General features: G+C 71.1%; 19 protein-coding genes. 13 read left to right on the forward strand and 6 right to left on the reverse strand.

Annotated elements, in window-relative coordinates:
• Window positions 1–21 precede the first annotated feature (21 nt).
• Window positions 22–1248, reverse strand: coding sequence for an SGNH hydrolase domain-containing protein (locus tag DSM112329_RS12105; RefSeq protein ID WP_354702070.1), 1227 nt, complete (start codon window positions 1246–1248; stop codon window positions 22–24).
• Between the two features lie 94 nt (window positions 1249–1342).
• Between DSM112329_RS12105 and dxr the strand changes: the two genes are divergently transcribed.
• The 8 genes from dxr to DSM112329_RS12145 all read left to right on the forward strand — a co-directional run bounded on the left by dxr (window position 1343) and on the right by DSM112329_RS12145 (window position 11241).
• Window positions 1343–2503 (forward strand): 1-deoxy-D-xylulose-5-phosphate reductoisomerase, encoded by a 1161-nt coding sequence (dxr, locus tag DSM112329_RS12110; RefSeq protein WP_354702071.1) that lies wholly within the window; start codon window positions 1343–1345, stop codon window positions 2501–2503.
• A 75-nt stretch (window positions 2504–2578) separates the two neighbouring features.
• Window positions 2579–3658: a M50 family metallopeptidase gene (locus DSM112329_RS12115; protein WP_354702072.1), complete on the forward strand. Its 1080-nt coding sequence runs from the start codon at window positions 2579–2581 to the stop codon at window positions 3656–3658.
• 71 nt (window positions 3659–3729) lie between these two features.
• Window positions 3730–5535 carry an AMP-dependent synthetase/ligase gene (locus DSM112329_RS12120; protein ID WP_354702073.1) on the forward strand — a complete coding sequence of 602 codons (1806 nt, stop codon included), beginning with the start codon at window positions 3730–3732 and terminating at the stop codon, window positions 5533–5535.
• A gap of 49 nt (window positions 5536–5584) precedes the next feature.
• Window positions 5585–6562: a magnesium and cobalt transport protein CorA gene (locus DSM112329_RS12125; protein WP_354702074.1), complete on the forward strand. Its 978-nt coding sequence runs from the start codon at window positions 5585–5587 to the stop codon at window positions 6560–6562.
• Window positions 6563–6744: 182 nt separating this feature from the next.
• Window positions 6745–7638, forward strand: coding sequence for a glycosyltransferase family 2 protein (locus tag DSM112329_RS12130; RefSeq protein ID WP_354702075.1), 894 nt, complete (start codon window positions 6745–6747; stop codon window positions 7636–7638).
• Window positions 7635–7970: a hypothetical protein gene (locus DSM112329_RS12135; protein WP_354702076.1), complete on the forward strand. Its 336-nt coding sequence runs from the start codon at window positions 7635–7637 to the stop codon at window positions 7968–7970. Before DSM112329_RS12130 ends, DSM112329_RS12135 begins: the two co-directional genes overlap by 4 nt.
• The gene (locus DSM112329_RS12140; protein WP_354702077.1) at window positions 7967–9256 is read left to right on the forward strand and encodes a glycosyltransferase; all 1290 of its coding nucleotides are present in this window, start codon (window positions 7967–7969) and stop codon (window positions 9254–9256) included. Before DSM112329_RS12135 ends, DSM112329_RS12140 begins: the two co-directional genes overlap by 4 nt.
• Window positions 9253–11241: a hypothetical protein gene (locus DSM112329_RS12145; protein ID WP_354702078.1), complete on the forward strand. Its 1989-nt coding sequence runs from the start codon at window positions 9253–9255 to the stop codon at window positions 11239–11241. Before DSM112329_RS12140 ends, DSM112329_RS12145 begins: the two co-directional genes overlap by 4 nt.
• Here the strand turns inward: DSM112329_RS12145 and DSM112329_RS12150 are convergent.
• Both DSM112329_RS12150 and DSM112329_RS12155 read right to left on the reverse strand, forming a co-directional pair.
• A complete protein-coding gene (locus DSM112329_RS12150; RefSeq protein WP_354702079.1) occupies window positions 11133–12203 on the reverse strand; it encodes a glycoside hydrolase family 16 protein in 1071 nt (356 codons plus the stop codon). The two genes, DSM112329_RS12145 and DSM112329_RS12150, sit on opposite strands and share 109 nt — an antisense overlap.
• Before the next feature lie 294 nt (window positions 12204–12497).
• Window positions 12498–13565, reverse strand: coding sequence for a family 16 glycosylhydrolase (locus DSM112329_RS12155; RefSeq protein ID WP_354702080.1), 1068 nt, complete (start codon window positions 13563–13565; stop codon window positions 12498–12500).
• Window positions 13566–13961: 396 nt separating this feature from the next.
• Between DSM112329_RS12155 and DSM112329_RS12160 the strand changes: the two genes are divergently transcribed.
• From DSM112329_RS12160 to DSM112329_RS12170, 3 genes are all read left to right on the forward strand, one after another.
• Window positions 13962–15173 carry a hypothetical protein gene (locus DSM112329_RS12160; protein WP_354702081.1) on the forward strand — a complete coding sequence of 404 codons (1212 nt, stop codon included), beginning with the start codon at window positions 13962–13964 and terminating at the stop codon, window positions 15171–15173.
• Entirely contained in the window at window positions 15170–16102 is a 933-nt protein-coding gene (locus tag DSM112329_RS12165) for a glycosyltransferase family 2 protein (RefSeq protein ID WP_354702082.1), read from the forward strand. The genes DSM112329_RS12160 and DSM112329_RS12165 overlap by 4 nt, the downstream gene beginning before the upstream one ends.
• A 64-nt stretch (window positions 16103–16166) precedes the next feature.
• Entirely contained in the window at window positions 16167–18461 is a 2295-nt protein-coding gene (locus tag DSM112329_RS12170) for a hypothetical protein (RefSeq protein ID WP_354702083.1), read from the forward strand.
• A gap of 15 nt (window positions 18462–18476) precedes the next feature.
• Here DSM112329_RS12170 and DSM112329_RS12175 read toward each other — a convergent pair whose 3' ends face one another.
• Window positions 18477–19550 (reverse strand): alpha-hydroxy acid oxidase, encoded by a 1074-nt coding sequence (locus DSM112329_RS12175; RefSeq protein ID WP_354702084.1) that lies wholly within the window; start codon window positions 19548–19550, stop codon window positions 18477–18479.
• Between the two features lie 62 nt (window positions 19551–19612).
• Between DSM112329_RS12175 and ispG the strand changes: the two genes are divergently transcribed.
• Window positions 19613–20878 carry a flavodoxin-dependent (E)-4-hydroxy-3-methylbut-2-enyl-diphosphate synthase gene (gene ispG / locus DSM112329_RS12180; RefSeq protein WP_354702085.1) on the forward strand — a complete coding sequence of 422 codons (1266 nt, stop codon included), beginning with the start codon at window positions 19613–19615 and terminating at the stop codon, window positions 20876–20878.
• 80 nt (window positions 20879–20958) lie between these two features.
• Complete coding sequence (locus DSM112329_RS12185; RefSeq protein ID WP_354702086.1) at window positions 20959–22005, forward strand: hypothetical protein; 1047 nt, start codon at window positions 20959–20961, stop codon at window positions 22003–22005.
• A 34-nt stretch (window positions 22006–22039) separates the two neighbouring features.
• On the opposite strand, the gene DSM112329_RS12190 is transcribed toward DSM112329_RS12185, so the two are convergent.
• Together DSM112329_RS12190 and DSM112329_RS12195 are read right to left on the reverse strand one after the other, a co-directional pair.
• The gene (locus tag DSM112329_RS12190; RefSeq protein ID WP_354702087.1) at window positions 22040–23773 is read right to left on the reverse strand and encodes a cellulase family glycosylhydrolase; all 1734 of its coding nucleotides are present in this window, start codon (window positions 23771–23773) and stop codon (window positions 22040–22042) included.
• A 243-nt stretch (window positions 23774–24016) separates the two neighbouring features.
• On the reverse strand, window positions 24017–24622 hold the full coding sequence (locus DSM112329_RS12195; protein ID WP_354702088.1) for a superoxide dismutase: 606 nt from the start codon (window positions 24620–24622) through the stop codon (window positions 24017–24019).
• Between the last annotated feature and the right edge of the window lie 85 nt (window positions 24623–24707).

The raw sequence follows: 24707 nt of genomic DNA on the forward strand, positions 1-24707 counted from the left end.
ATCAGGCGCGCCTGCGGCTGCTCAGGTGCCCGGGACGCGCCCGTCCGTCCAGCCGCGCGTGATGTCGTTCACCGCGGCCTGCAGGTAGGGCGCGAGGCTTGCGCTGTACGTCGTCGTCATGTGCGAGACGTCCCGCAGGACCAGCGCGCCGCCGATGACCGGCCGGCAGACCTCGCGCTCGCAGAAGAACCGCGACAGGTCCGCGACCTGCACGGCGCCGTTCAGGCGTGGCGCGGCCTGCACCATCGGGTCGGGGCGCAGCGCGTAGTCGCGCGCGAGCGCACAGCCGTCGCCGGGGGAGCTGCCCTGCGACATCGCCTGCTCGACGCAGCGCAGGGTCCGTCCCGAGATCCGCGGCGTGTCGCGGAACACCACGATGTGGCGCACGCCGCCGATCAGCAGACGGCGCCAGACGCGGGCGTAGCCGCCACGGCGCGTGGCCTCCATCGAGAGGCCGCGGGCCGGGATGACCGAGCCCAGGTGCGCACCCGTGAAGACCGCCGTGATGCTCGGCCGTGCCTTCAGGTAGGCGACGACCTCGCGGTTCCAGCGCCGGCACTCGACCTTCCGGCGCAGGCCGGGCAGGTTCGGATAGGCAGCTGTCAGCGGGCACCCGGCGCGCGAGATCGAGATGACCCGCCAGCGTTTGGCCTCCACGACCCGCTGCATCGCCGCCCGCCAGTGGGACGCGTGGCTGTCGCCGACGATCGCGATCGTCCGAGTGGCAGCGCGGGCCGTCACTCCCCAGAAGCAGATGCGCAGCAGATCACGCACGAACGTCCGCCGGCACGGCTCGATGCGCTGCGCGTCCGCGGCGCCCTGCGGCGTCGGGAAGACCGTCCCCGCCAGCCGCAGGTTGCGACACGGCCGCGCCGGGTCCATGGCCGCCGCACCGAAGCAGCGCAGGCCGGTCGGGTTCGCCACCGGGGCGGGCAGCGGGGCCGTCGCCTCCAGGGGCGCCGTCGCGCTCGTCGTGGGAACGGACGGCGGTGGGGGCGTGACGGTCGTCGTCTCGGGCCGCGGCGGGGGTGCCGTCGTCACCGACGGGACCGCTCCGGCCCCGGGCGGGGGCGGCGCTGCGGTCGACGGCGTTCCCGGCGCGGGCGTGGTGTCGACGGCGATGACGGTTGGAGCGGACGGCGACGTGTCTTCACGGGTCGCGTCGATGAGCTGCGCGGTGATGAGCCACGCGACCCCGGCGATCAGGACCAGACACGCGCACAGCCGAAGGGCGGCGAGCACGCGCATTCGCCGTGGACTCTAGGGCGACCGATGGCTCGGACGCGCCGACCCCGCGGTGGGGCAGGAACGGGGATGCGGCCCCGCTGGCATCATGCGCCGGGTGTCCGCGTCACGCCGTCTGCTCATCCTCGGCTCCACCGGGTCGATCGGGACCCAGGCCCTGGACATCGTCCGGCGCTCGCCGGACCTCGAGCTCGTGGGGCTCAGTGCGGAGCGGTCCTGGGAGCCACTCGTCCAGCAGGCGATCGACCACGGCGTGGACCGGATCGCGCTCGTCGACCCCGACGCCGCGGCCCGCGCCGGCGAGGCGTGGACCGACGGCGAGGTGCTGGTCGGCCCCGAGGGCCTCGTGCGCCTGGTGCTCGAGTCCGGGGCGGACCTCGTCCTGAACGCGCTCGTCGGCAGCGCCGGCCTGGGGCCGACCGTCGCCACGCTCGGCGAGGGCATCGACCTCGCCCTCGCCAACAAGGAGTCCCTGGTCGTGGGCGGCGAGCTCGTGATGCAGCTGGCCGAGGCCACCGGGGCGCAGATCCTGCCCGTCGACTCCGAGCACTCCGCGCTCCACCAGCTCCTGGCCGGCGAGTCGCCCGGCGCGGTCGAGAAGCTGATCGTCACGGCCAGCGGCGGGCCGTTCCGCGGCCGCTCGCGCGCCGAGCTGCAGGAGGTCACCGTCGCGCAGGCGCTCAAGCACCCCACCTGGGCCATGGGCGGGAAGATCTCGATCGACTCCGCCACGCTGATGAACAAGGGCCTCGAGGTCATCGAGGCGCACCACCTCTTCGGGACGCCGTACGACCGGATCGAGGTCGTCGTCCACCCGCAGTCGATCATCCACGCGCTCATCAGCCTCACCGACGGCGCGACCCTGGCGCACATGGGCTACCCGGACATGCGCGTCCCGATCGCGTTCGCGCTGCACCACCCGGAGCGGATGGACCTGCCGGTCGCCCCGTTGGACCTGGCAGCGCTCGGCTCCCTGACCTTCGAGCCGGTCGACCACGACGCGTTCCCCTGCCTGCGGCTGGCCCGCGACGCCGCGATCGCCGGCGGGACGGCCCCCTGCGTCCTGAACGCCGCGAACGAGGTCGCCGTGCACGCGTTCCTGAACGACCGGCTCGGGTTCCTGGGGATCCCGGCGGTGATCGAAGGGACGCTCGAGCGCCTGGACCCCGCGCCGATCCGGGCGTTCGAGACGCTCTACGAGGCGGACCGCGAGGCGCGCGAGATCGCGGCGGAGCTGGTCGGCTCCTACACCGTTTAGCGCTTGCAAAGCCGGCGATTGCCATAGTGAACCCGTGCCCCCGTCCCTGAGCACGCCCCTGCGGGCGATCGTCCGTTGAGCTACTTCCTGGCGTTCGCCGGCTTCGCCGTGCTCATCGTCCTCCACGAGCTGGGCCATTTCGCCGCCGCCAAGGCGGTCGGCATGCGCGTCGAGCGGTTCGCGCTGTTCTTCCCGCCGCTGATCGCGAAGGTCAAGCGTGGCGAGACCGAGTACGGCATCGGCTGCATCCCGCTCGGCGGCTACGTCCGGATCACGGGCATGAACCCGTCGGAGGAGATCCCGCCGGACGTCGCCCATCGCGCCTACTACCGCCAGGCGCCGTGGAAGCGGATCGTGGTCATCGCGGCCGGGCCGCTGGTCAACATCATCGTGGCGTTCCTGATCCTGTGGGCGCTGTTCGTCTTCAAGGGCGTCCAGGAGATCTCGCCGAACGTCGACCGCGTGAACACCGGCTCGCCCGCCGCCGGCAAGCTGATCGCCGGGGACCGGGTCGTCTCGGTCGACGGACGGACCGGCGGCGCCGAGCAGTTCTCGAACGCCGTGAAGACGCATCGCTGCGAGGGCCGGGCGACGAACGGCTGCAAGGCGACGACCCCTGCCCGGATCGTGGTCGACCGCGACGGCGCCCAGAAGGCGTTCAGCATCACACCGGTGTACGACGCCCAGACCGAGCGCACACGTCTGGGCTTCACCTTCGGGATCCAGAGCAACAAGGAGGGGATCCTCGAGGCGTCGAGCTCGTCCGTCTCCGGCATGTGGCGCGTCTCGAAGGCGACCGTCAGCTCGATCGGCCGGATCTTCACGAGCTCCGAGGCGCGCAAGGAGGTCTCTGGCGTCGTCGGCTCCTACGAGGTGACGCGTCAGACGATCTCCACGTTCGGGTTCGTCGACGCGCTCAACATCCTGGCGATCATCTCGCTGTCGCTCGCGATCGTGAACCTGTTCCCGTTCCTGCCGCTCGACGGCGGCCACATCTTCTGGGCGCTCGCCGAGAAGCTCCGGGGGCGGGCGATCCCGTTCGACTGGATGGAGAAGGCCAGCGTGGTCGGGTTCATGCTCGTCATCGCGTTGTTCGCGATCGGACTGACGAACGACATCGGGCGGCTTCGCGGCGAGGGCTTCGGCGTGCGGTAGGCTCGCGCCCCGCGACGACCTTGGAGAGGGAAGTCGCTCGCACTGTCGTCTCGCTATTGGGGAGTACCGATATGGAGTCCAGCACCGCGCCGAGGGCCGCCCTCGCGGCCGCCTCGATCGCCGAAGCCTTCCGCATCACCGCCGCAACGCAGGCCGATCAGGTCGCCGTCCGGACGCTCGACGACTCGATCTCGTGGACGTGGACCGAGCTGCGCGAGCGGGTCGACGTCCTGGCCCGCTCGCTGCACGGCCTCGGTCTCGCCAAGGGCGAGACGATCGCGCTGATGCTGTCCAATCGCCCGGAGTTCCACCTCTGCGACCTCGCGGCGATGATGCTCGGGGCCACGCCGTTCTCGATCTACATGCAGTACACGCCCGAGCAGGTGCAGTTCGTCGTCTCCGACGCGGACGCCCACGTGATCATCACGGAGCCGCAGTTCCTCGACGTGGTCCTCGAGGCCCGTAAGGACCTGCCGGGCCTGAAGCACGTGATCGTGCTCGGCGCCGGGGACGAGGGTGTCCCGGACGGCTGCGTCACGCTCGAGGACACCATGGCCGCGCCGGACACGGCGTTCGACCTCGACGCGTCCGTCGCGTCGCTGAACGGCGACGACATCCTCACGCTGATCTACACGTCGGGCACCACCGGCCCGCCGAAGGGCGTGCAGCTGACCCACCACAACCTGCTGACTGCGGTCGTCGGCGTCGAGGCGATGGTGCAGTTCCCGGAGAGCTCGCGGGTCATCTCGTGGCTGCCGAGCGCCCACATCGCCGAGCGCGCCGCCCACCACTACCTGCCGATCGTCTTCGGGCTGCAGATCACCTCGTGCCCCGATCCCCGCCAGGTCCTGGGCGTGCTGCCGCAGGTGCGCCCGCACTGGTTCTTCGCCGTTCCGCGGATCTGGGAGAAGCTGAAGGCCGGCCTGGAGACCGCGGTCGCGGGCATGCCGGACGAGCAGCAGGCCACGGCGCAGGCCGGGCTCGACGCGGCCGTCCAGCGGGTGCGCCTCCAGCAGAAGGGCGAGCCGGTCCCGGACGACGTGGCCGCGGCCGCCGACGCTGCCGACGTGGCGCTGTTCGCCGGCTGGCGCGCGATGCTCGGCCTGGATCAGGTCAAGGCCATCAACGTCGGCGCGGCGCCGACCCCGGTCGAGGTGCTCGAGTTCTTCCACGCGATCGGGCTGCCGCTGGCCGAGCTGTGGGGCATGTCCGAGACCTGCGGTGCCGGCACCGTCAACCCGCCGGACAAGATCAAGATCGGCACCGTCGGCCCGGCGGTCCCGAACGTCGAGATCAAGATCGCCGAGGACGGCGAGGTCCTGCTGCGCGGCGGCGTCGTCATGTCCGGCTACCGCAACCTGCCCGAGAAGACCGCCGAGGCGATCGACTCAGGCGGCTGGCTGCACACCGGCGACATCGGCACGCTCGACGAGGACGGCTACCTCAAGATCGTCGATCGCAAGAAGGAGATCATCATCAACGCCGCGGGGAAGAACATGTCCCCGGCGAACATCGAGGCGACGCTCAAGAGCTCGCACCCGCTGATCGCCCAGGCGTGCTGCATCGGCGACGCGCGGCTCTACAACACGGCGCTGATCGTGCTCGACGCCGACTTCGCGCCGGCGTGGGCGGCCAAGCACGGCATCGAGGACACGTCGCTGGAGGCCCTGGCGACGAACGACCTCGTCCGCGCCACGGTGCAGGAGGGGGTCGACGCGGCGAACGCCAAGCTCGCCCGGGTCGAGCAGCTGAAGAAGTTCACGATCGTCGCGGGCGACTGGCTGCCCGGTGGCGACGAGCTGACCCCGACGATGAAGCTCAAGCGCCGGCCGATCGACGCGAAGTACGCCGAGGCGATCGACGCGATGTACGCCTGACCCTCGGTCGTTCACCCGCGCACGGCCTGCCCTGTGGCAGGCTGTGCGCGTGATCGTCGATTGCGCCCTCTACCGGCACGGGCAGCGGGTCCCCGGCTCCATGGATCCGGCCGCGGCCTGTGCGGAGACGTTCGATGACGCGGACAGCTTCGTCTGGGTCGGGATCGCCGATCCGGTCGGCGAGGAGTTCGCGAAGATCGCCGACGCCTTCTCGCTGCCGGCACTGGCGGTCGAGGACGCGATGGAGGCGCATCAGCGCCCGAAGTTCGAGGTCTACGGCGAGACGCTGTTCGTCGTGATCAAGCCGGTGCGGTACGTCGACAGCGACGAGGTCGTCAGCGTCGGCGAGGTGCAGATCTTCATCCACAAGCGGTTCCTCGTCACGGTGCGCCACGGCGAGGCGACCGCCCTGGCCGACGTCCGGCACGAGGCCGAGACGAACCCCGAGCTGCTGAAGCACGGTCCGCCGGCGGCGCTGCACGCCATCCTGGACCGCGTCGTCGACGACTACGACCTCGTGACGGAGGGCGTGGAGCAGGACATCCAGCAGGTCGAGGCGCAGGTCTTCTCCGGCGAGCGGCACGACAACCCGGCCGCCCGGATCTTCGCGCTCGAGCGCGAGGTGCTCGAGTTCCAGCGCGCCGTCGCGCCGCTGCTGCCGGCGGTCGACCGGTTGGCACGCGGCCGGCTGGCGGAGGTCGTCCCCGAGCTCTCGCCGTATTTCCGCGACGTCCACGACCACCTGCTTCGGACCGCGAACCGCATCGACGGCTTCCGCGCGCTGCTCTCGAGCGCACTGCAGGCGAACCTGACGCAGATCACCGTCCGCCAGAACGAGGACATGCGGCGGATCTCGGCGTGGGTCGCGATCGCGGCGATCCCGACGATGCTGGCCGGGATCTACGGGATGAACTTCGAGCACATGCCCGAGCTGCGCTGGCAGTACGGCTACCCGCTCGCGCTGGGCGTGATGGCCACCGCGTGCGGCCTGCTGTACCGGCGGCTGCGGCGCGCCGGCTGGCTGTAGGTCGACGGCTGCCGTGCTCCGTCGAGGGGCGGGACCCCGGCAAACGACGGAGGCATAACGCGCCAAAGGCGCCGTGCCCCTTGCAGCCCCGCAGTAATGGTCTAAAGTCGATCTAACCGAGGAGGCAGTCCTTGCTCTTACAATGACGCGTCAGGCAGGAGCAGCCCAACATGCATGCAAGGATGCCGGAGTACGCGCCGCGTGCCGCGGCGCCGCCCAGCCAGGCTCTCCTCTGGACCCCCGCCGGGACCGTCGACGGTCAGGAACGGTCACGGAGCGCAGCCCTGGACGGCCTGTACTCCGCCCGAGCGGCAAATTGGTCCGACGGATACGAGCGGCGCGTCCGAGCGCCCCGTCTGTCGGTGGTGATTCCAGCTCTCAACGAAGCCCGTAACCTGCCGCTCGTGCTGCGTGTGATTCCGGCGTGGGTCCACGAAGTGATCGTGGTCGACGGCGCCTCGACCGACGGTACTGCCGAGGCGGCCCAGCGCGCCCTGCCGGGGGTCCAGGTGATCAGGCAGGGCGGGCGTGGCAAAGGCGACGCACTCATCGCCGGGTTCGGTGCGTCCACCGGCGACGCGATCGTCGCGCTCGACGCCGATGGGTCCACGGATCCGGCAGAGTTGATCCACTTCATGCGAGGGCTTGCGTCACCTGGAGTCGACTTCGTCAAGGGCAGCCGCCGTCTGCCCGGCGCCGGCAGCGAGGACCTCACACGATTTCGGTCGGCCGGGAACGTCGCGTTGACGCGCACGGTCAACGCGCTCTTCGGCACGAGCTACTCCGACCTCTGCTACGGGTACTTCGGTTTCTGGCGACGTCATCTGGAGACGCTCGACCTCAGCTGCACCGGCTTCGAGGTCGAGACCCTCATCGCTCTACGTGCCGCACAGGCTCAGTTAAGCGTCGCTGAGATTGCGAGCGTCGAACGTCCCCGGGTTCACGGACAGAGCAACCTGCGTCCGATACGCGACGGTACCCGGGTCCTCTCGACCATTCTCCAGGAGCGCTTCCGCCCGCCGTCGCCGGTGCGAGTCGACCAGCGGCAGTCGGCGGGGCCGCCAGCAGGCTCATGAGCCCACGTCCCGCGATCGCGATGATCCTCGTGGCCACCCTGGCTGCCCCGCTGCTGGTCGCGCTCTCGGGACCGCCGGCCGCACGCCTGGCGGCGATGCTGGTGCTGATCGGCCTCGCCCCAGGGGCTGCGCTCATCGGTCCGGGGTCCGCGTTGACCCCCGCCCGCGGGGGGCTCCTCGCCGGGCTGAGCCTGGCCATCTCGCTGCTGATCGCACAGGGGATGGTGTCGTTCGGCGGGTTCTCTCCGCGCGTGGCGACCTACGCCCTCGCCGCCGTGTGCGCGCCACTGTTGGTGGTGCGGCTGCGGCGCGGGACCGGTCTGGCATCTTGAGCGGCTTTGAACCGTCCTGGGTCACCGGGCTCGAACTCGCAGATCCGATCGCGGATCTGGAGGCTCCCGCGCGGACCCCCGGCGCGTGTCGCCGCGCGCATGTGCTGGTGACGCTCCACGGCGGTCCCCTCGGCTTCGTGGACGTCGACCTCATCGAGGGACGCTGCGACGGAGCCGACCTCCACGCGCTCGCGCGCGAACGGTTCGCCAATGAGGTGACGGCGCATCTGGCGTCGGACGGGACCCCCATCGCCGGACCGGGCGACCCGATCACCTGGCCGTCCGGGGCCCCCGCCTGCGTGCAGTCCGGTGCCCACGGTGAAGCCGGTGGGCACGCGACCGTCGTTGTCTGCACACGCGACCGGGAGGCGTCACTGCGCCGTACGCTGCTGCTTATCCTTGAGCTCGACTACCCGCAGTTCGACGTGGTGGTCGTCGACAACGCCCCCCGCACCGATGCGGCTCGCCGCGTGATCGCCGAACTCGACGATGCACGCCTGAGCTATGTGCTCGAACCGGTGAGCGGTCTGTCGCGCGCGCGTAACTGCGGGCTGGCACACGCCTCCGGGTCGATCATCGCCTTCACCGACGATGATGTCCTCGTGGATCGTCAGTGGCTCGCGGCCCTCGCTCGCGGCTTCACGCGGGCACCGCGGGTGGGCTGCGTGACAGGCATCGTCCCCGGAGCCGAACGCGAGACGCTCGCGCAGGCATACTTCGAGGCTCGCGTGCAATGGTCAGATCGGATGCAACCGGCACTGCACGATCTCGGTCGCCACCGACCTGCCGACGACCCGTTCTTCCCGTACAGCGCCGGGCGGTTCGGCACCGGGGCGAACTTCGCGGTCTCGCGAGCCGCGGCCGACGACATAGGCACGTTCGACGAGGCACTCGGCCCGGGTGTGCCGGCCACGAACGCCGACGACCTGGACTACTTCCTGCGCACGATCCTGGGCGGCTGGACCTTGGCGTACGAACCCCGGGCCGTCGCATGGCACGTGCACCGGCGTGAGATGACAGAGCTCGAGGCCCAGATGCGGACCTACGGGAAAGGCCTGTCGGCGTACGCGTTCAAGCATCTACGCACGCGGCGGGCCATCGTCCAGATCCTGCCGCGACTGCCCCGTGCCGCCCGCATCCTCCTGACCCGTGCGCGATCGGCGGAGTCGATCGACCCCGCAGCGGCCGGGCTGGTCAGGCTCGAACTCCGGGGAATGCTCGGCGGACCCTGGGGCTACGTCCAGGGTCGCCGGGCAGTACGCGCCCGCGCTCGCCGAGAGCGATGATCGCGGAAGGGGAGCAGACGGAACTGGCGGTCGCGCAGCTCGCGGCCGTCGACCAGCAGGATCTCGCGCGGGCCCGGCCGACGGTCAGGCAGACCTGGGGCACCGCCGCGCAACTGGTCGTCCTGGCCACCGCGCTGGGGCTGTGGGTCGCTGCGATCCGAGGTACGGACGTCGACGAGATGCGCGGCCTGGGGCTCCTCGACGCGCTCCCTGCGACGTACTACGTCGCTCTCGCCCTGGTTTGCGGCGGCTTCGCCTGCGCGGTCACGCGGCGCCGAGCACAGCCGTTCGTGCTGGGCCTGTATGTGCTCGTGTTGCTCTTGCTGCTGCGCGCGACGCCGGCGCTGCTGTACGACGAACCGCGCTTTCCCTGGACCTATCCCCATCTGGGCGTGATCGATTACATCGCCGCCCACGGGTCGGTCGATCGTGCGATCGACATCTACCACAACTGGCCGGCGTTCTTTGCGCTCGCGGCCTGGCTGGAGGAGGCTTCCGGCGTCCCGGCCGTCGACCTGGCGATCGGGGCGCAGGTGACGTTCGGGCTGTTGTCGCTGCTGGCTCTCACGTACGCCCTCTCGGCGTTCACGCGCGACGCGCGCCATCTTGCGCTCGCCGCGTTCCTCTTCACCGCGGCCAACTGGATCAATCAGGACTACCTCGCGCCGCAGGCGATCGGATTCGTCGTAGGTCTCGTCGCCATCGGGGCGCTAATCAGGGTGCGCCGGAGTACGCGGTGGATCGGTCTCGACCCCGCGGACCGCGCGACCCTCGTCGTCGGCGTGGCCAGCTGCGGTGCCGTGACCGTGGCGCATCAGCTGACCCCGGTCATGGTCGTGGCGAGCGTCGGGCTCTGGACGCTGGTCACCCGCCGCACACCACTGTGGGTCCCCGTCGCTATCGGCCTGCTGGTCGTGGCCTGGCTGATCCCGGCGCGCAACTACCTCGGCAGCCACGAGTCGCTCCTGTCCCTCAATCTCGGCCACACACCCGTGCGGACCAGCGCGCTGGCCGCCGACGCGCTGCCCGGACTGGCGGTCGTAGGCGACACGGCGAAGGCGACCACCGCGCTGATGCTCGTGCTGGCCTTCGCCGGGGTCATCTGGAGCCGCCGGACGAAGCACCCTGTCAATGGACTGATCGCACTCGCCTTCGCCCCCGCCGTCGTCGCCGTCGTGCAGCGTTACGGCGACGAGGGCCCGCTTCGCGCCTACCTCTTCGCGCTGCCATGGCTCGCGTACCTCGGAGCTATGGCCTGCCTCGCGCCGCTGCGGATCAGACCAGCTCTGGTCGCTGCGGTCACGGTCACGGTCACCGCGGGTGGCCTCTTCGCGGCGTTCGGGCTCGACAGCTTCCAGCGGGTTCGGAGCGACGACGTCGCCGTCGCCCGCTGGGCCGAGAAACACCTGCCGGCCGGGACGGCCCGTATCGTGCTCACCAAGGATTACGTCGGCAACATCAGCAAGAACTACGTCAAGTTCGTCGGGGCATGGAAGCTCACGCTGACCGAGGAACCGGAATTCGCCGGCCGGCGCTGGGGAGCACGGACCGTCGATCAGTTCGACGCTGTCTTCCGGTCGATCCCCGCGCCGCAGCACGTCGTCCTCGTCACACCGGTGCAGGTCGCGGACGTCGACCTCTACGGCCTGGCCGCACCGGGCTCGGTCTCACGACTGGACGCCGCGCTGAGCGCATCGCCCCACTTCCGCCTGCTGTACAGGCACGGTGCGGGGAGCGTCTACGGCTGGACCGGCCCTGCCGTCGTCACTCCCAAGCCGCCTAACTACGACGGGCTGTGTTACGACGCACCGTCGCCTCGTCTGCTCGTCCGGGGCCCGGCGCTCTACCTCCCGCTGAAGTTCCCGAAGCCGCCGGCTCAGCCGTACACCCTCACCCAGTCGATCACCAGGTTCGCCGATGAGGGAGTCGCCTGCGTCGGCGTGCCCGCGAACGTTCCTCCGACGGCAAGGTCGAGCAACAAGTAGAGCGGGTGCGCGTAGGCCCACTGGGCTCCGGCGGGCAGGCTCGCGCGTGTCTCCTGCGCGTACGGGACTCCGTCAACGGACCACGTCACCTTATCGGCGTTCCACGAGACACCGAAGACATGGAACGCTTGATCGGCCGGCACGCCGAGCTGCTTGCCGTGCCCCGTCGCGTAAGGTGTCGTCCCGTCGGCCATCGGCCCGTGCAGGGTGCCGTACGTGGTATTCGTGTCCGAACCGAGGATCTCGGTCAGGTCGATCTCGCCGCACAGCGGCCAGCCGACGTCCCAGACGTTGTCGCCCATCATCCACAACTGGCTGACGAAGCCCTGCCCGGTGGCCATCTTGGCGCGGATCTCCAGGCGCCCCTGTGCGAAGGCCGCGCGACCCTTGGTCGTCAGGCGGCTCGAGCTCCAGTCGCGGGTGAACCCGTCGGCACCGACGACACGCTCGCGACGCGCGGTGATCTGTAGGTTGCCGGAGCCATCGAGCGAGGCGTTCGACGTGGACGCGGTGTAGCTCTGGAGTTCGGCGTTCCCCCACCCGTGCCCGCCGACGTCGTGGGTCCAGCGCGCGGGATCGGGCGCCGACCCGCGCTTGCCGTCGAACTCGTCGGCCCACACCAGGCGGGAGAAGGCTGGCTCGACGATGGCCGGGGGTGTGGTCGACACGTTGAGCGTGATCGACGGAAGTTGGATCTGTGGTGCTGCCGGAGCCTGGGTCGGTGCCGGGGCCTCGACAGGCGAGGATGCCGGTGCCGGAGCGGGGGGCGACACCGGAGCGGACGGCTGTGGTCGCTTCTTCGCGGCCACCCGGAGGAGGGACACGCTGCCGCCCGTCACCTGAAGGCGGATCCGCAGGCGACGCGACGACACCGTGACGATCCGGGTGACGTGAGCCCGGCGGCTGTGTACGGTCAGCTTCCAGCGGCGATCGGCGACCTGCACCGTGAGGGTGCGCTGCAAGCGCGTCGCCCCTGCGGACCGAGCCGTCACGGTGACCGCGTAGCGACCGGGGCCGGGGACCGTCCGGTGGACGACCACAGGCCGGCCTTCCGCTACCCGGGGCGCCGCCGCCTGACCTGCGGCGGGTGCGAGCAGCGCGGCGGCTGAGGACACGGCCAACGCTGCGGCGCAGCGGACGCGGAACAGGAGGCCCATGCTCTTCCTGTCGGCTCTGCAGGGGCGAAGCGGAGACCCCAGGTGGTAACCGGACGGACGTACTACTCGCGGGAACCACCGTGCTACGAACGTCGTGGTTCAGCCGTTGACCGACACGTCGTCGACGATCAGGCGCGCGGGGAACGGTGTACTGAGCAGCGGAGGGCCAGGGAAATCGCCGCCGACGCTGATGTTCAAGAGGAGGTTGTAGGTCCGGTCGAGGGGCCACCTCGTCGCCACCGGCCGATCGGCACGGGTCATGGTCATCGTCCGCCGCCCGTCGAGCTGAAACTCGACCGCTCCCGGGACGCTGCGCATCGCGTAGTCGTGGAAGCCCTGGTCGAGGCGGCGGCTGCTGCGATGGGTGTGGCCGGTCTGCCACGCATCCGGGGCGGCTCGCGGCCCGCTGGCGCCGTGGATGAAGTTGTAGCTCAGACGGGGGTCGTTGCCGAGCTGCTCGACGATGTCGACCTCTCCGGACTCCGGGTAGGGCACCGGGTCGGCACCGAGGAGCCAGAACGCCGACCACAGCCCGACACCGGAAGGGACGCGCATGCGGGCGCGCACGAAGGACCGGGTGAGACGGATCCCAAGGGGAGCGAGCAGGCGCGCCGACGTGTAGTCGCGCGTTATCCCGTCTCGGCTGAACCGCTCCGCGCGAGCAGTGATCACCAGGTGCCCAGCGCCGTCCAGGCCCACGTTCTCGGGGCGACCGGTGGTCGTCTCCAGCTCGCCATGCGGGTAGCCGCCACCGTTCTCGGGGAACCAGCGGGTCGGATCGGGGAGCGATCCGGCCGGCCCGTCGAACTGGTCCGCCAGCACCGGCGCCACCTCAGGCATGTCGACCGGACCCAGCCGGCGCGCCTCGATTGCAGAGAGGACTGGCCGCCCCCGCAGCGGACGCAGACTGGCGCGCAGAACTCTTCCTGTGACCACCACCTCGGCGACTGCGTGCGTCGGTGACCGTGCAGTCCGTGGAGCGTACGCCTCCACATCGGGCGTCAGTCGCTGCTGTCCGAACGTCACTGCGAAGTGCCGCTGGTTGGGGGGCGGACTCGGATTGGCCATGTAGAGCACGACCGCGTAGCGGCCTGGACGCGGGACCGGGAGACGCACCTGCGCAACGCCGTCGCGGACCACGTCGTACAGCTTCGGGCTGCCGGTCACGAGCGTGCCACGTCGCGTCGCTCGGAGACTGCCTCCCGTGAAGACGCTGCCGGCACCAGCCCAGCGGACGCCGTGACCGTCCACGATCCCGCTTGGAGTCACGACCCTCCGGAGCACCGCGTCCGCGCTGGCCGCGGGGGCCGAGCAGCCCATGAGGGCGCCCACGAACGCAAACGTGACAATCGAGGCTCGCGACATCGAACCAACGGTATTGATCGCGGGAGGCGTCACACCACCGAATGACGCGGCGCGGCGCCACGTTGATGGCCGGAAAGAGGCGCCGCCTGCACGAGCGTTCATGATTGCCGCATCTCCGTCCCCTCGCGTGCCCACCTGAACCTGCCCGCGCGCGTACGACGTCACCTTCGCGAACCGCTCTACCTGAACTCGTACGCGATGATGGCCAGCACGGTCGTCACGGGCCTGCTCGGCATCGTCTTCTGGGCTGCCGCCGCTCGATCGGTACCCACCGCCGTCGTCGGCCGTGACGCCGTGCTCGTGTCCGCCCTCGTGACGCTGTCGAGCGTCTGCCAGCTCAACCTCGTGGATGCCATCGTCCGGTTTCTGCCTGCAGTCGGCGGCGAGTCCCGCTTACGACGGGTCATCCAGGCTTACAGCCTGTCGGCCGTAGCCAGCGTGGCGGGCGGGCTCGCCTTCGTGCTCATCGCACCGAACGTGTCTTCGCGCCTTGCGTTCATCGGCGATGGGAACGTCGCGTATGTGTTCGTCGGAGGACTAGTGCTCTGGGGGCTGTTCACGCTCCAGGATGCTGTGCTCACCGCGCTGCGCCAGACGGTCTGGCTGCCGCTGGAGAACGCCGGGTTCAGCGCGATGAAGATCGTCGTCCTCCTCATCCTGGCCGCGAACGGCTCCAGCAACGCAGTCTTCCTCGCGTGGGTGTTGCCGACCCTCGCGGTCGTGCCCCTGGTGAACCTCCTTCTGGTGCGGAAGGGCCTGCGCCGACGCGTTCCGCCCTCAGACCACTCGGAGGTCGTCACCACCCGCCGACTCATCGTGCGCTTCATGGCCCTCGACTACGGGGGGTACGTCTTCGGGCAGCTGACGACCATGCTGCTGCCGCTGATCGTTCTGACGTTCGCCGGCAGCACGCAGAGCGCGCTGTTCTACATGCCGTTCACGCTGATCGTGGCGTTCGACCTCCTGTTCTACGGCGTGGCCACCGCGATGACGGTCGAGGGTGCGTACGACGGAAGCCGAACCGCCGACCTCGTGCGCACCGTGGTGCGCCGCTTCCTCGGCCCACAGATGCTCGCAGCGCTGCTGATCGTCGTCGCCGCGCCGTTGCTGCTCGCGCCGTTCGGCACCGAGTACGTGGACGTGGGCACGCCCGTGCTACGGCTGCTGGCGTGCGCCAGCGTGTTTCGCGCCATCCTCAACCTCTCGTTGGCGGTGAACCGCCTGCGCGGCCACGGCGGTGCCATCGTCCTGGCGCAGCTCGTTCTGCTGGTGACCAGCGCGGCGATGAGCCTGGCGCTGGTCGGTCCGCTCGGTATCACCGGCGTTGCGCTCGGATGGCTCGCCGGGCACGTCGCGGCCGTTCTCGTGGTCGCTCCGAACCTCTACGGCGTCATCCGGGGTACACGATGACCGACGTCTCCGTCGTCATCTGCACGCATACGTTCGAGCGCTGGACGGACCTGCTCGCCTCCGTCGCATCGGTGCGCGCGCAGCGTGTTCCGGCCCGCGAGGTGATCGTGGTCGTCGATGGCAACGCCGAGCTTCTCGAGCGGGCGCAGGCAAACGTGGTCGGGGCGCAGGTCGTCCTCAACCGGCACCCGCGGGGGATCTCGGGCGCGCGAGTGACCGGGGCCGAGCACGTGACGGCGGAGGTGGTGGCCTTCCTGGATGACGACGCGATCGCCGAGCCCGGCTGGATCGCCGGCCTTCTGGACGTGTACCGCGATCCAGCTGTGATCGGCGCCGGCGGCTGGGTCACCCCACTCTGGCGGAAGCCGCCGCCGAAGTGGTTCCCGGACGAGTTCAACTGGGTGGTCGGGTGTAGCTACACGGGGATGGACGTTACCGGCGGGCGCATCCGCAACCCGATCGGAGCGAACATGTCGGTCCGCGCCGATGTTCTGTGGCGTGCCGGGGGCTTTGCTCCTGAACTGGGTCGAGTCGAGGTCGGGGGAGTTGTATCCGGTACGGCCGATGAGACCGAGTTCTGCATTCGCGCGGCGCGGCTGCATCCGGGTGGCTATTGGGCGTTCGCCCCTGCGGCAACGGTTCACCACGCCGTGACGCCCGCGCGCAGCACCCCTCGGTACTTCGTGCGCCGTTGCCGGCAGGAAGGCACCGCAAAGGCGCTGCTGTCCAGACTCACCGGCACTGAGGACGGGTTGGCCTCCGAGCGTCACTACACCCGCAGCGTCCTCCCGCGGGCGGTTGTGCGTGAACTGCGTGCCGCCGCCCGCGGCACCCCGGGCGCCGCTGGCCGCGCGGTCGCGATCGGCGTCGGCTTCTCGGTGACAGCAGGGGCATACGCCCATGCCCGCATCCGGCTCGGCCGTCGCTGACGCTCGAGCGCAGGAATTGCCAGGAGTTCGCGTAACAACCCTCGCCCCGGATCGTTGGACGCCCATGAGACTCGCGAAGCTGGTGCTGACGTTGCTCATCCTGCTCGCCGTCCCGCCCGCTGCCGCGAGTGCGCAGACCCCGCCGCCGGCGTCGGCAGGAGGCCTCACCGAGCTCACGGACCCGGCCACCTGCGCCATCGCGCCCGACACGGTCGACGACGAGGACGAGCCTGTGACCGGCTGTCAGAAGCTCGCCCCGCTGCTCGGGCCGCAGGCTGTCCTGACGTCGCCGGACGGGCGGTTCGTCTACGTCGCCGGCGGCACCGACGCCTTCACGATCTTCGGCCACGGCAGCGGCTACGGCGGCCTGACCGTGCTGGCCCGCGACGCCGTCACCGGGACGCTCTCCCGCGTCCAGTGCCTGTCGAACGACACCTCCGACGGCGCCGGTACCGGCGGGTGCGACCCGCTGACCGCCGGCGTCGACCTGGTCGACCTCGCGATGACGGCCGACGGCAGCGCGCTGGCCGTCGCCGGCTCGGGCAACGGGTCGGTGACCTTCCTCAGTCGCGACGCGGGGAGCGGCCGGCTGACCGAGGTGGCGTGCGTGCAGGAGTCCGTCCCCTTCGGCGGGCGCTGCGCAGGATCGCCGTCGCTGGAGGGCGTGAGCTCCGTCGCCTTCTCGCCGGACGGCAAGGACCTCTACGCCGCATCGGGCCACCACTCGTCGATCGTGCAGCTGCGCCTTGCGGACGACGGGGCACTGGTCAGGAAGTGCATCTCCGCGGACGGCAGCTCCGGCTCGTGTGCGCGGGCGCCGCAGCTGATCGCGCCCGGCTCGCTGCGCCTGAGCACCGACGGGCGCAGCGTCTACGCCCTCACGACGAGCGGCATCACCTGGCTCACGCGCGACACCTCGACGGGCGTGCTGTCGCCGGGCGGCTGCGTCGTGCCGGACACGGGCAAGGCGTGCCCGAGCGGCCGCACCGGCGGCTCGACGTACGCATCGGCCACGGACTCGGGGCAGGCCCTCGCGATGTCGGGCGACGGCCGGACGCTCGTGACGAGCAACGGGTACTACGCCGACGCGCAGCTGAACGTGCTGCGCCGCAGCGAGGCCGACGGGTCGCTCGCGCTCACCGGCTGCGTGACGCCGCTCCCGTACGAGGAAGAGGAGTCCGAGGAGGAGGAGGAGGTGACCGGGGAGGACGAGGATGCCGACGCCGAGACCCGCACGGCGAGCACCCGGCAGGCGCCGGCCTGCGTCCAGGCGCCGGTCGTCCCGGTCGGCGGCGCCATCACCAGCCTGAGCGACGGCCGCTTCCTGGCGATCGGCTACGGATCCGCGGCGGTCCTCACCGTGAGTGCCGAGGGAGCGCCGGTGGTCGACGGGTGCCTGGCCCCGGACGACAACCGCTGTGCGTCGACGCGGCTGGCCGGCTCGGCCGCGGGTGCCGCTGCGCTGCCGGGGGGCAGCGCGGTCCTCGTGGGGCCGTACGGTCTCTCGCAGGTGGGCCCCGCGCCGCGGGCGACGGCACGCGCCTTCGGGCGCAGCATCCGGATCCGCGTGGCCTGTCCCGCGGCCGGTCCGGGATGCAGCGGGGTCGCCAAGGTCGAGCGCTACGGGGCGAACTTGCGCGCGGCCGCTCCGGCGTCCGCTGCGACCGGTGGCCGGGCGCGGTTCACGCTCGCGCCGGGGACGCAGTCGACCCTCACGGTGAAGCTGTCGAAGGCCCCGCGGCGTGCTGCCGCGTCGCTGACGGTCCGCCGCGGTGGCCGAACCGTGCGCGTCCTGTCCCCGGTGACGGGGCTGCGCGGGGTGGCGGTCCCGCTCGCTCCGCGGGCCTGCCCGTCCGGCGCCGTGCTGGCCGGGTCCGGCACGACGACTCGGGTCGTCCGGCGGGGGAACGGCGCCGTCGTCGGGTGCCTGGCCGGGTCGCGTCCGGTCCGCCTCGACCGCTTCGGCGCGTCCGCCGGCGGCCCGGTCCGGATCGCGGGACGGTTCGCGGCGGTCGTCCTCAGCACGCCCGTGGCGGGTGACCGCACGCATCGCGCGGTCGCGGTGTTCGACCTGCGCCGCGGGACGGTCCGCCGCCTCGCGGGTGCGGCCGGGTACGCGACGGACAGCGGCGTGGCGTCGCTGGTGCTGAAGCCGAGCGGTGCGGTGGCGTGGACCGCGTGCGTCGGTGCCCGGTCGGGCCGCTGCGTCGGGGGCCGCGGCGACGAGCTGCACATGCAGGACGCGCGGGGCGCCCGGACCCCGGTCCTTGCCCGTCACCGGATCACGGCGCTGCGGCTCAACGGGTCCGAGCTGCGGTTCCAGGTGGCGGGGGGCGCGAGGACGCTTCCGCTGACCTGAGGTCCCCACCCCGGGTCAGTGGCCGGTGGCGGCCAGGCGGTCGCGCGTGAGGTCCGCCACCGTCGCGCAGCCCAGCAGCGTCATCGCCAGCTCGATCTCGGCCTGCAGGAGCTGCAGGACGCGCAGGGCACCCGCCTCGCCGCCGACCGTCAGGCCCCACAGCGCCGGCCGGCCCACCAGGACAGCGCGGGCCCCGAGCGCCAAAGCGGCGCAGACGTCGGTCCCGCGGCGGATCCCGCCGTCGACGAGGATCTCGGCGCCGCCGTCGACCGCGTCCACGACGGGGCCGAGCAGCGACGCGGTCGCGGGGACGTTGTCCAGCTGCCGCCCGCCGTGGTTCGAGACGACCACCCCGGCGGCCCCGCGCTCGACGGCCCGGCGCGCGTCGTCCGGGTGGTGGATGCCCTTGATGAGGACCGGCAGCGGGCTCTCGGCGACGAACGCCTCGAAGTCGTCCCAGGTGAGGGTCGTGTCCATCAGCGAGAAGAAGCCGGCGGGGGTGATGCCTGCGGTCTCGCCGACGGCGGCGGTGACGGCAGGCATGTCGATGCCGGGCGGGACGCCGAAGCCGCTGCGCAGGTCGCGCTCGCGCCGGCCTGCCCGCGGCGCGTCGACGGTCAGGACGAGGGCTTCGTAGCCGCAGGCCTCGGCCTCGTCGACGAGCGCACGGGTGACGCCCCGGTCGGCCAGCACGTAGACCTGGAACCAGCGCGGCGCGGGCGGTGCGCCGGCGGCCACCTCGGACGGGGTCGACGTCGCGATCGTCGACAGCGTCATGATCGTCCCTGCCGCGGCGGCCGCCCGCGCCATCCCGGCCTCGCCGTCCGGGTGCGCCATCTTCTGCAGCGCGACCGGCGCCACCAGGACGGGCATCGCGACGTCCGTCCCCAGCACCGTCGTCGCGGTCGAGACGCCGGAGACGTCCACGAGGACGCGCGGAAGCAGCTGGTGGTCGCCCCAGGCGGTCACGTTCGCGCGCAACGTCCGCTCGTCGCCGGCGCCGCCCGCGAAGTAACCGTGCGGACCCGGCTCCAGCAGGTCGACGGCGAGGGCCTCGTAATCGGCCAGGCAGCACGGATCGGATGTCATCGACTCGTGACCCTATCCGGCAGCCGTGCAACCAAAAGGAGTGCCCCTCGTACACTCCTTACATGGCTTCGCAACGGCAGATCAACGTCGGCGGCGTCCTCATCGGGGGCGGCGCGCCGGTCGCCGTGCAGACGATGACGAAGACGGAGACGGCGAACCTCCCGGAGACCCTGGCGCAGATCCAGCGGGTCGCCGACGCCGGGGCGGACATCGTGCGCGTCGCCGTCCCGCGGGCCGAGGACGTGGAGGCGCTCAAGACGATCGTCGCCAAGTCTCCGATCCCGATCATCGCGGACATCCACTTCAACCACACCCTGGCGATCAAGGCGATCGAGGCCGGCGCGCACTGCGTCCGCCTGAACCCGGGCAACATCGGCGGCGCCGAGAAGGTCGCCGAGGTCGCGAAGGTCGCCAAGGCGCACAACACGCCGCTGCGGATCGGCGTGAACTCCGGCTCGCTGCCCGCGCACCTGCGCGACCTCGAGTACTCCGACCCGGTCGAGGCGTTGGTCAGCGCCGCGGTCGGCTTCGTCGAGCTCATGGAGCGCCTGGACTTCACCGACTTCAAGGTCTCGATGAAGTCCACCAGCGTCCCGAACACCATCGCCTCCAACCGCCGCCTCAGCGAGCGGATCCCCTACCCGCTACACCTCGGGGTCACCGAGGCGGGGACGAAGTGGGCCGGATCGCTGAAGAGTGCCGTCGGCCTCGGCACGCTGCTGGCCGACGGGATCGGCGACACGATGCGGATCTCGCTGTCGACGTTCCACGCCGAGGAGGAGGTCAAGGTCGCCTGGGAGATCCTTAAGGCGCTCAAGCTGCGCGAGCGCGGCCCCGTCCTGATCGCCTGCCCGACGTGCGGCCGGCTGCAGTTCGACATGGACTCGGTCGTCAACGAGGTCGAGCAGCGCCTCGAGGCCTACGCCGACCCGATCGAGGTCTCGGTCCTGGGCTGCGGCGTGAACGGCATCGGCGAGGCCCGCCACGCCGACTTCGGGATCTCCGGGGCCAAGGACGCGGGTGTCGTCTTCGCCAAGGGCGAGCTGATCCGCAAGGTCCCGACCGCCAGCCTCGTCGACACCCTGTTCGAGGAGATCGACAAGTACTACGCCGCGGGGCAGAAGGTCGTCTTCGACGCGCGGGAGACCGCCGCCGCGAAGCAGTGGCTGGTCGAGAACGAGGACATGACGGCCGACACGCCTGAGCGCCGCGCCGCCGAGGAGAAGGCCAAGGCCGAGGAGGAGGCCGCCGCCGCCTCCGCCGCGCTGACGCCGATCGACGAGGACGCCTCGCCGACCGCAGGCCGCCGCTTCACGCGGGCCTCCTGAACCCGGCGCCGGTCATAGCCACGTCGCTCCAGCCGGCGGCCGTCGCCGGCGGCCCATCTGCGTCCACGCCGCCGGTCCGCGTGGACCCGCGCAGGGTCCTGCTGATCTTCGCGGTCTGCAGCTTCGCGATCTGGCTGCTCGACGCCTGCGTCCGCGACGAGGCCACGTCGCGCGGCGACGACCAGATCTACGAGCTGATGGCGCAGGACCCCGCGACGACGCACACGTTCCCGTTCGCCTACCGGGTGCTCGTCCCGACGATCGTCCACGTGCTGCCGTTCGGGCACACGTTCTCCTTCAGCCTGCTCGCCTGGCTCTGCAGCGGCGGGGCGGGGGCTATCACCTACGTCCTCCTGCGGCGCTTCGCGGTCCGCGAGGCGCTGGCCGCGGCCATCGGCCTGATCCTGGCGACGTCACCGGGCCTGCTGGTGGTCAGCCTCCGCGACGGCCGCAACACGGACGCGGCGACGGTCTTCCTGATGCTGCTCGCCGTGCTCCTGATGGTCGACCGCCGCCCGCGGGCGCTGGCGGCGACGCTGCTGGTGGCGGCGCTCACGCGCGAGTCGGCGATGTTCCTCGTCCCGCTCACCTACGCGCTGTGGGCCGCGCGCCCGGTCGACGTCGACGCCGCCCGGCTGACCGCGGTCGTCTGCGCGCCCGCGGTGACGGTCTACGCGGCGCTGCGGCTCGGCATCCCGACGGTCGGTCGCGAGCAGGTGCTGGGCTACGGCGAGGGGCTGATCGAGGGCCGCATCGAGAACCTCCGGCGCGGGCTGGACCGCTGGACGACCGAAGGGCGGCGGATCTTCACGCAGTTCGGCCCGCTCTGGCTCGTCGCCCCCCTGGCGCTCCGCGACACCCCGTTCGTGCGCCGCGGCCTGGTCCTGTTCGCCGGCTGCCTGGTGTCGATGACGTTCGCGCTCGACTGGGGCCGGATGATGCTGCTGGCCGCGCCGGTCGTCGTCGTCGCCGCGGGGGTCGTCCTGCAGCGCCACGGCCGCCGGGTCGTCGTCCCCGTGCTGGTGGGCTGCGCGCTGCTGAACGTCGGCTACGCGGTGCACATGCACCGCACGGGCGTCGCGGAGGGGATCGACAACAACAGCCTGCCGCCCTACCCGGTCCGCTGACGCCGCCACCGCGACGCCAGCGAACCCCGGGGCGCTAGCGCGCTGCCGTGGGTGTGGGTGTGGGTGTGGGCGCCGGCTCCGGAGTGGGAGTCGGCGTCGGCGTCGGGGTGGGCTCCGGGGTCGGAGCCGGCGGCGGCGCAGGGGCCGGCGTGGCCGTCACGGCCGGCACCGGCTGCGGCAGGGACGCCAGCGCGTACGGCTGGGCCTGGCCGCTCCAGACCGCGCGGACCTCGCCCGGGCCGGGCAGCACCGCGGTCGCCTGGTAGTAGCCGACGACGTTGGTGACCGTGATCGGCTCGCCGAAGTCGACGAAGCCCGGGGCACCGACGGCCTTGTACTGCAGGCGCACGGTCTGGGCGAACTGCTCGGACAGGACGTTCGGCAGGAACCGCAGCTGACCGAAGATCGAGGCCACGGGCTGACCGAGCTCGTTGCCACCGGTCACGTTCGCCAGGAACGGCATCTTGTAGGCCGCCGCGGCCGGCTTCTCGGTGCCGCCCGCGGTGAGGATGCCGGACTGGTACGTGGCCCAGTAGTTCTTGCCGTTCTTCTTCTTCGTCTTGTCCGGCTTGACGTCCCGGAGCAGGAACTGCGTGTTGCCGATGATCCGCGGGTTCAGGAACGTGATCAGGTCGGCGAGCTGGTTGAACGTCGCCTGCTGCGCCAGGGAGGTCGCCGCGAACGGGTCGGGCGGGTTGGTCTCGTAGCCGAACTCGGTGGACATCAGCGGCAGGCCGGCCTTGATGTTGCCGGTGCTGGCGGCCAGCGAGTCGAGCTGCGCGAGGAGCTGGTCGATGTTCGCGAGCGTGTAGACCTCGGGATCGGGGTCGGGCTGCAGCGGCGAGAGCTTCTTGGTGTACGGGTGGTGCGCGTACGCGTAGGTCTGGATCGGCCCTTCCTTCTGGAAGGTCGAGCAGCCGGTACCGCTGGAGCCGGGCCCGCAGAGCGTCTCGTTCAGGAACGTCCGGGGACCGATGGCGGACGTCGTCGTCTTGCGGCTTGCGGTGTTCGCGGGCGCCGTCTCGCCGAACAGGATGATGTCCGAGCCGTGGCCGGTGCTGACCAGCGCACGGCGGCCGAAGAGGTACAGGTCGCGGTACAGCTGCGGGGCGACCGGCTTGTTGTTCAGCCACTGGGGACGCAGCCAGCCACCCTGGTTGGGCTCGTTCCACAGCGACCAGAAGCCGACGCGGGGCAGCGTGTGCGGCGTGTTCTCGTCCCGGTACTTGCCGGTGTAGCGCTTCGAGACGGCCTGGACGAACTTGTAGAACTGGCGCGGGTTGGGCTTCCACCACTTCGCGTCCTTGGCGTACTTCTTCGGCGGCTTGCCGTGGGCCCAGCGCGGCCCGGGGCCGGTCACGTTCAGGTAGCAGGTCAGGCCGAGCGTCTTGCAGGCGCGCACGAGCCCGTCGTAGCGGTCCCAGTTGCTCTTCGGATAGGCCTTCGGGTTGTCCGCGCCGAGCTTCTTGAAGCGCTTCTTCTGCGCCTTCGTCGCCTTGCCGTCGTTCGCGTTCTCCGCCACGACGCTCCACAGCACGGTCACACGGACCACGTCCACGCCCATGCCCTTCATCTGGCGCATGGTCTGGTCGCGGACGGTGTCGCTGCGGTAGACCAGCAGGTCGTCGTCCATCATCATCGAGAGCTGGGTCGCGCTCGCGTGCGCGGACGTGGTGCCCCAGGCGCCGAGGGCGGTCAGCGACAGCCCCAGGGTCAGGAGCATCAGGGCGAGCGCCGAGGCGCGGGCGGGACGGACGATCTGCGGCATGCGGGAGGACTCTCCGGGGGTGGGAGGTGAACGTGGACCGGTTCGCGCGGGCCCCTGCCTGGCGCACCCGTCCTGTGAGCAAACGCGAGGCTACCCAGAAAGTTTTGCCGCCGCGCCACGGCTGGACGACCGTCCCATGGGGTCCAGGACCCATCTGGCGCGTCACCGCGCCATCGCACGGGTCGTGCCGTCAGCGCGTGCACGGGGCGCGGCCGTCGAGCGGCCGCGCCACCGGTGCGGGTGCTACTTCGCGGCGTCGTACCGCTTGGCGACGACGTCCCACGCGACGACGTTCCACCACGCCTTGAGGTACTCGGGGCGGCGGTTGCGGTAGCTCACGTAGTACGCGTGCTCCCAGACGTCGTTGCCGAGCAGCGCGACCTTGCCGTCGCTGATCGGGTTGTCCTGGTTGGCCGTCGAGGTGATCTTCAGCTCGCCGCCGTCGAGGACCAGCCAGGCCCAACCGGAGCCGAACTGACCGACGCCGGCCGCCTCGAACTGCTCCTTGAAGTCGTCGAACGAGCCGAAGGCCGCATCGATCGCAGACGCGAGGTCGCCGCTCGGGGCGCCGCCGCCGTCGGGGCTCATCGACTCCCAGAACAGGGAGTGGTTGAGGTGGCCGCCGCCGTTGTTGCGGACCGGGCCCTTCTTGTCGGCGGGGACGGCGTCGAGGTTCGCGATGACCTCCTCGATCGGCTTGTCGGCCAGGTCGGTGCCCTCGAGGGCGGCGTTGACCTTGTCGACGTACGCCTGGTGGTGCTTGTCGTGATGAAGCGTCATCGTCTCGGCGTCGATGTGCGGCTCCAGCGCGTCGTAGGCGTAGGGCAGTGCGGGGACGTCGTAGGCCATGTAGGTGCTCTCCTGAACTTGAGAAAACGTTGCGGGGTGTGGGAAGGGACTACCCGCCCGAGCATAACCCGACCCGTCAGCGGGC

The organism is Paraconexibacter sp. AEG42_29 (assembly GCF_040581415.1).
Taxonomy (GTDB): domain Bacteria; phylum Actinomycetota; class Thermoleophilia; order Solirubrobacterales; family Solirubrobacteraceae; genus Paraconexibacter.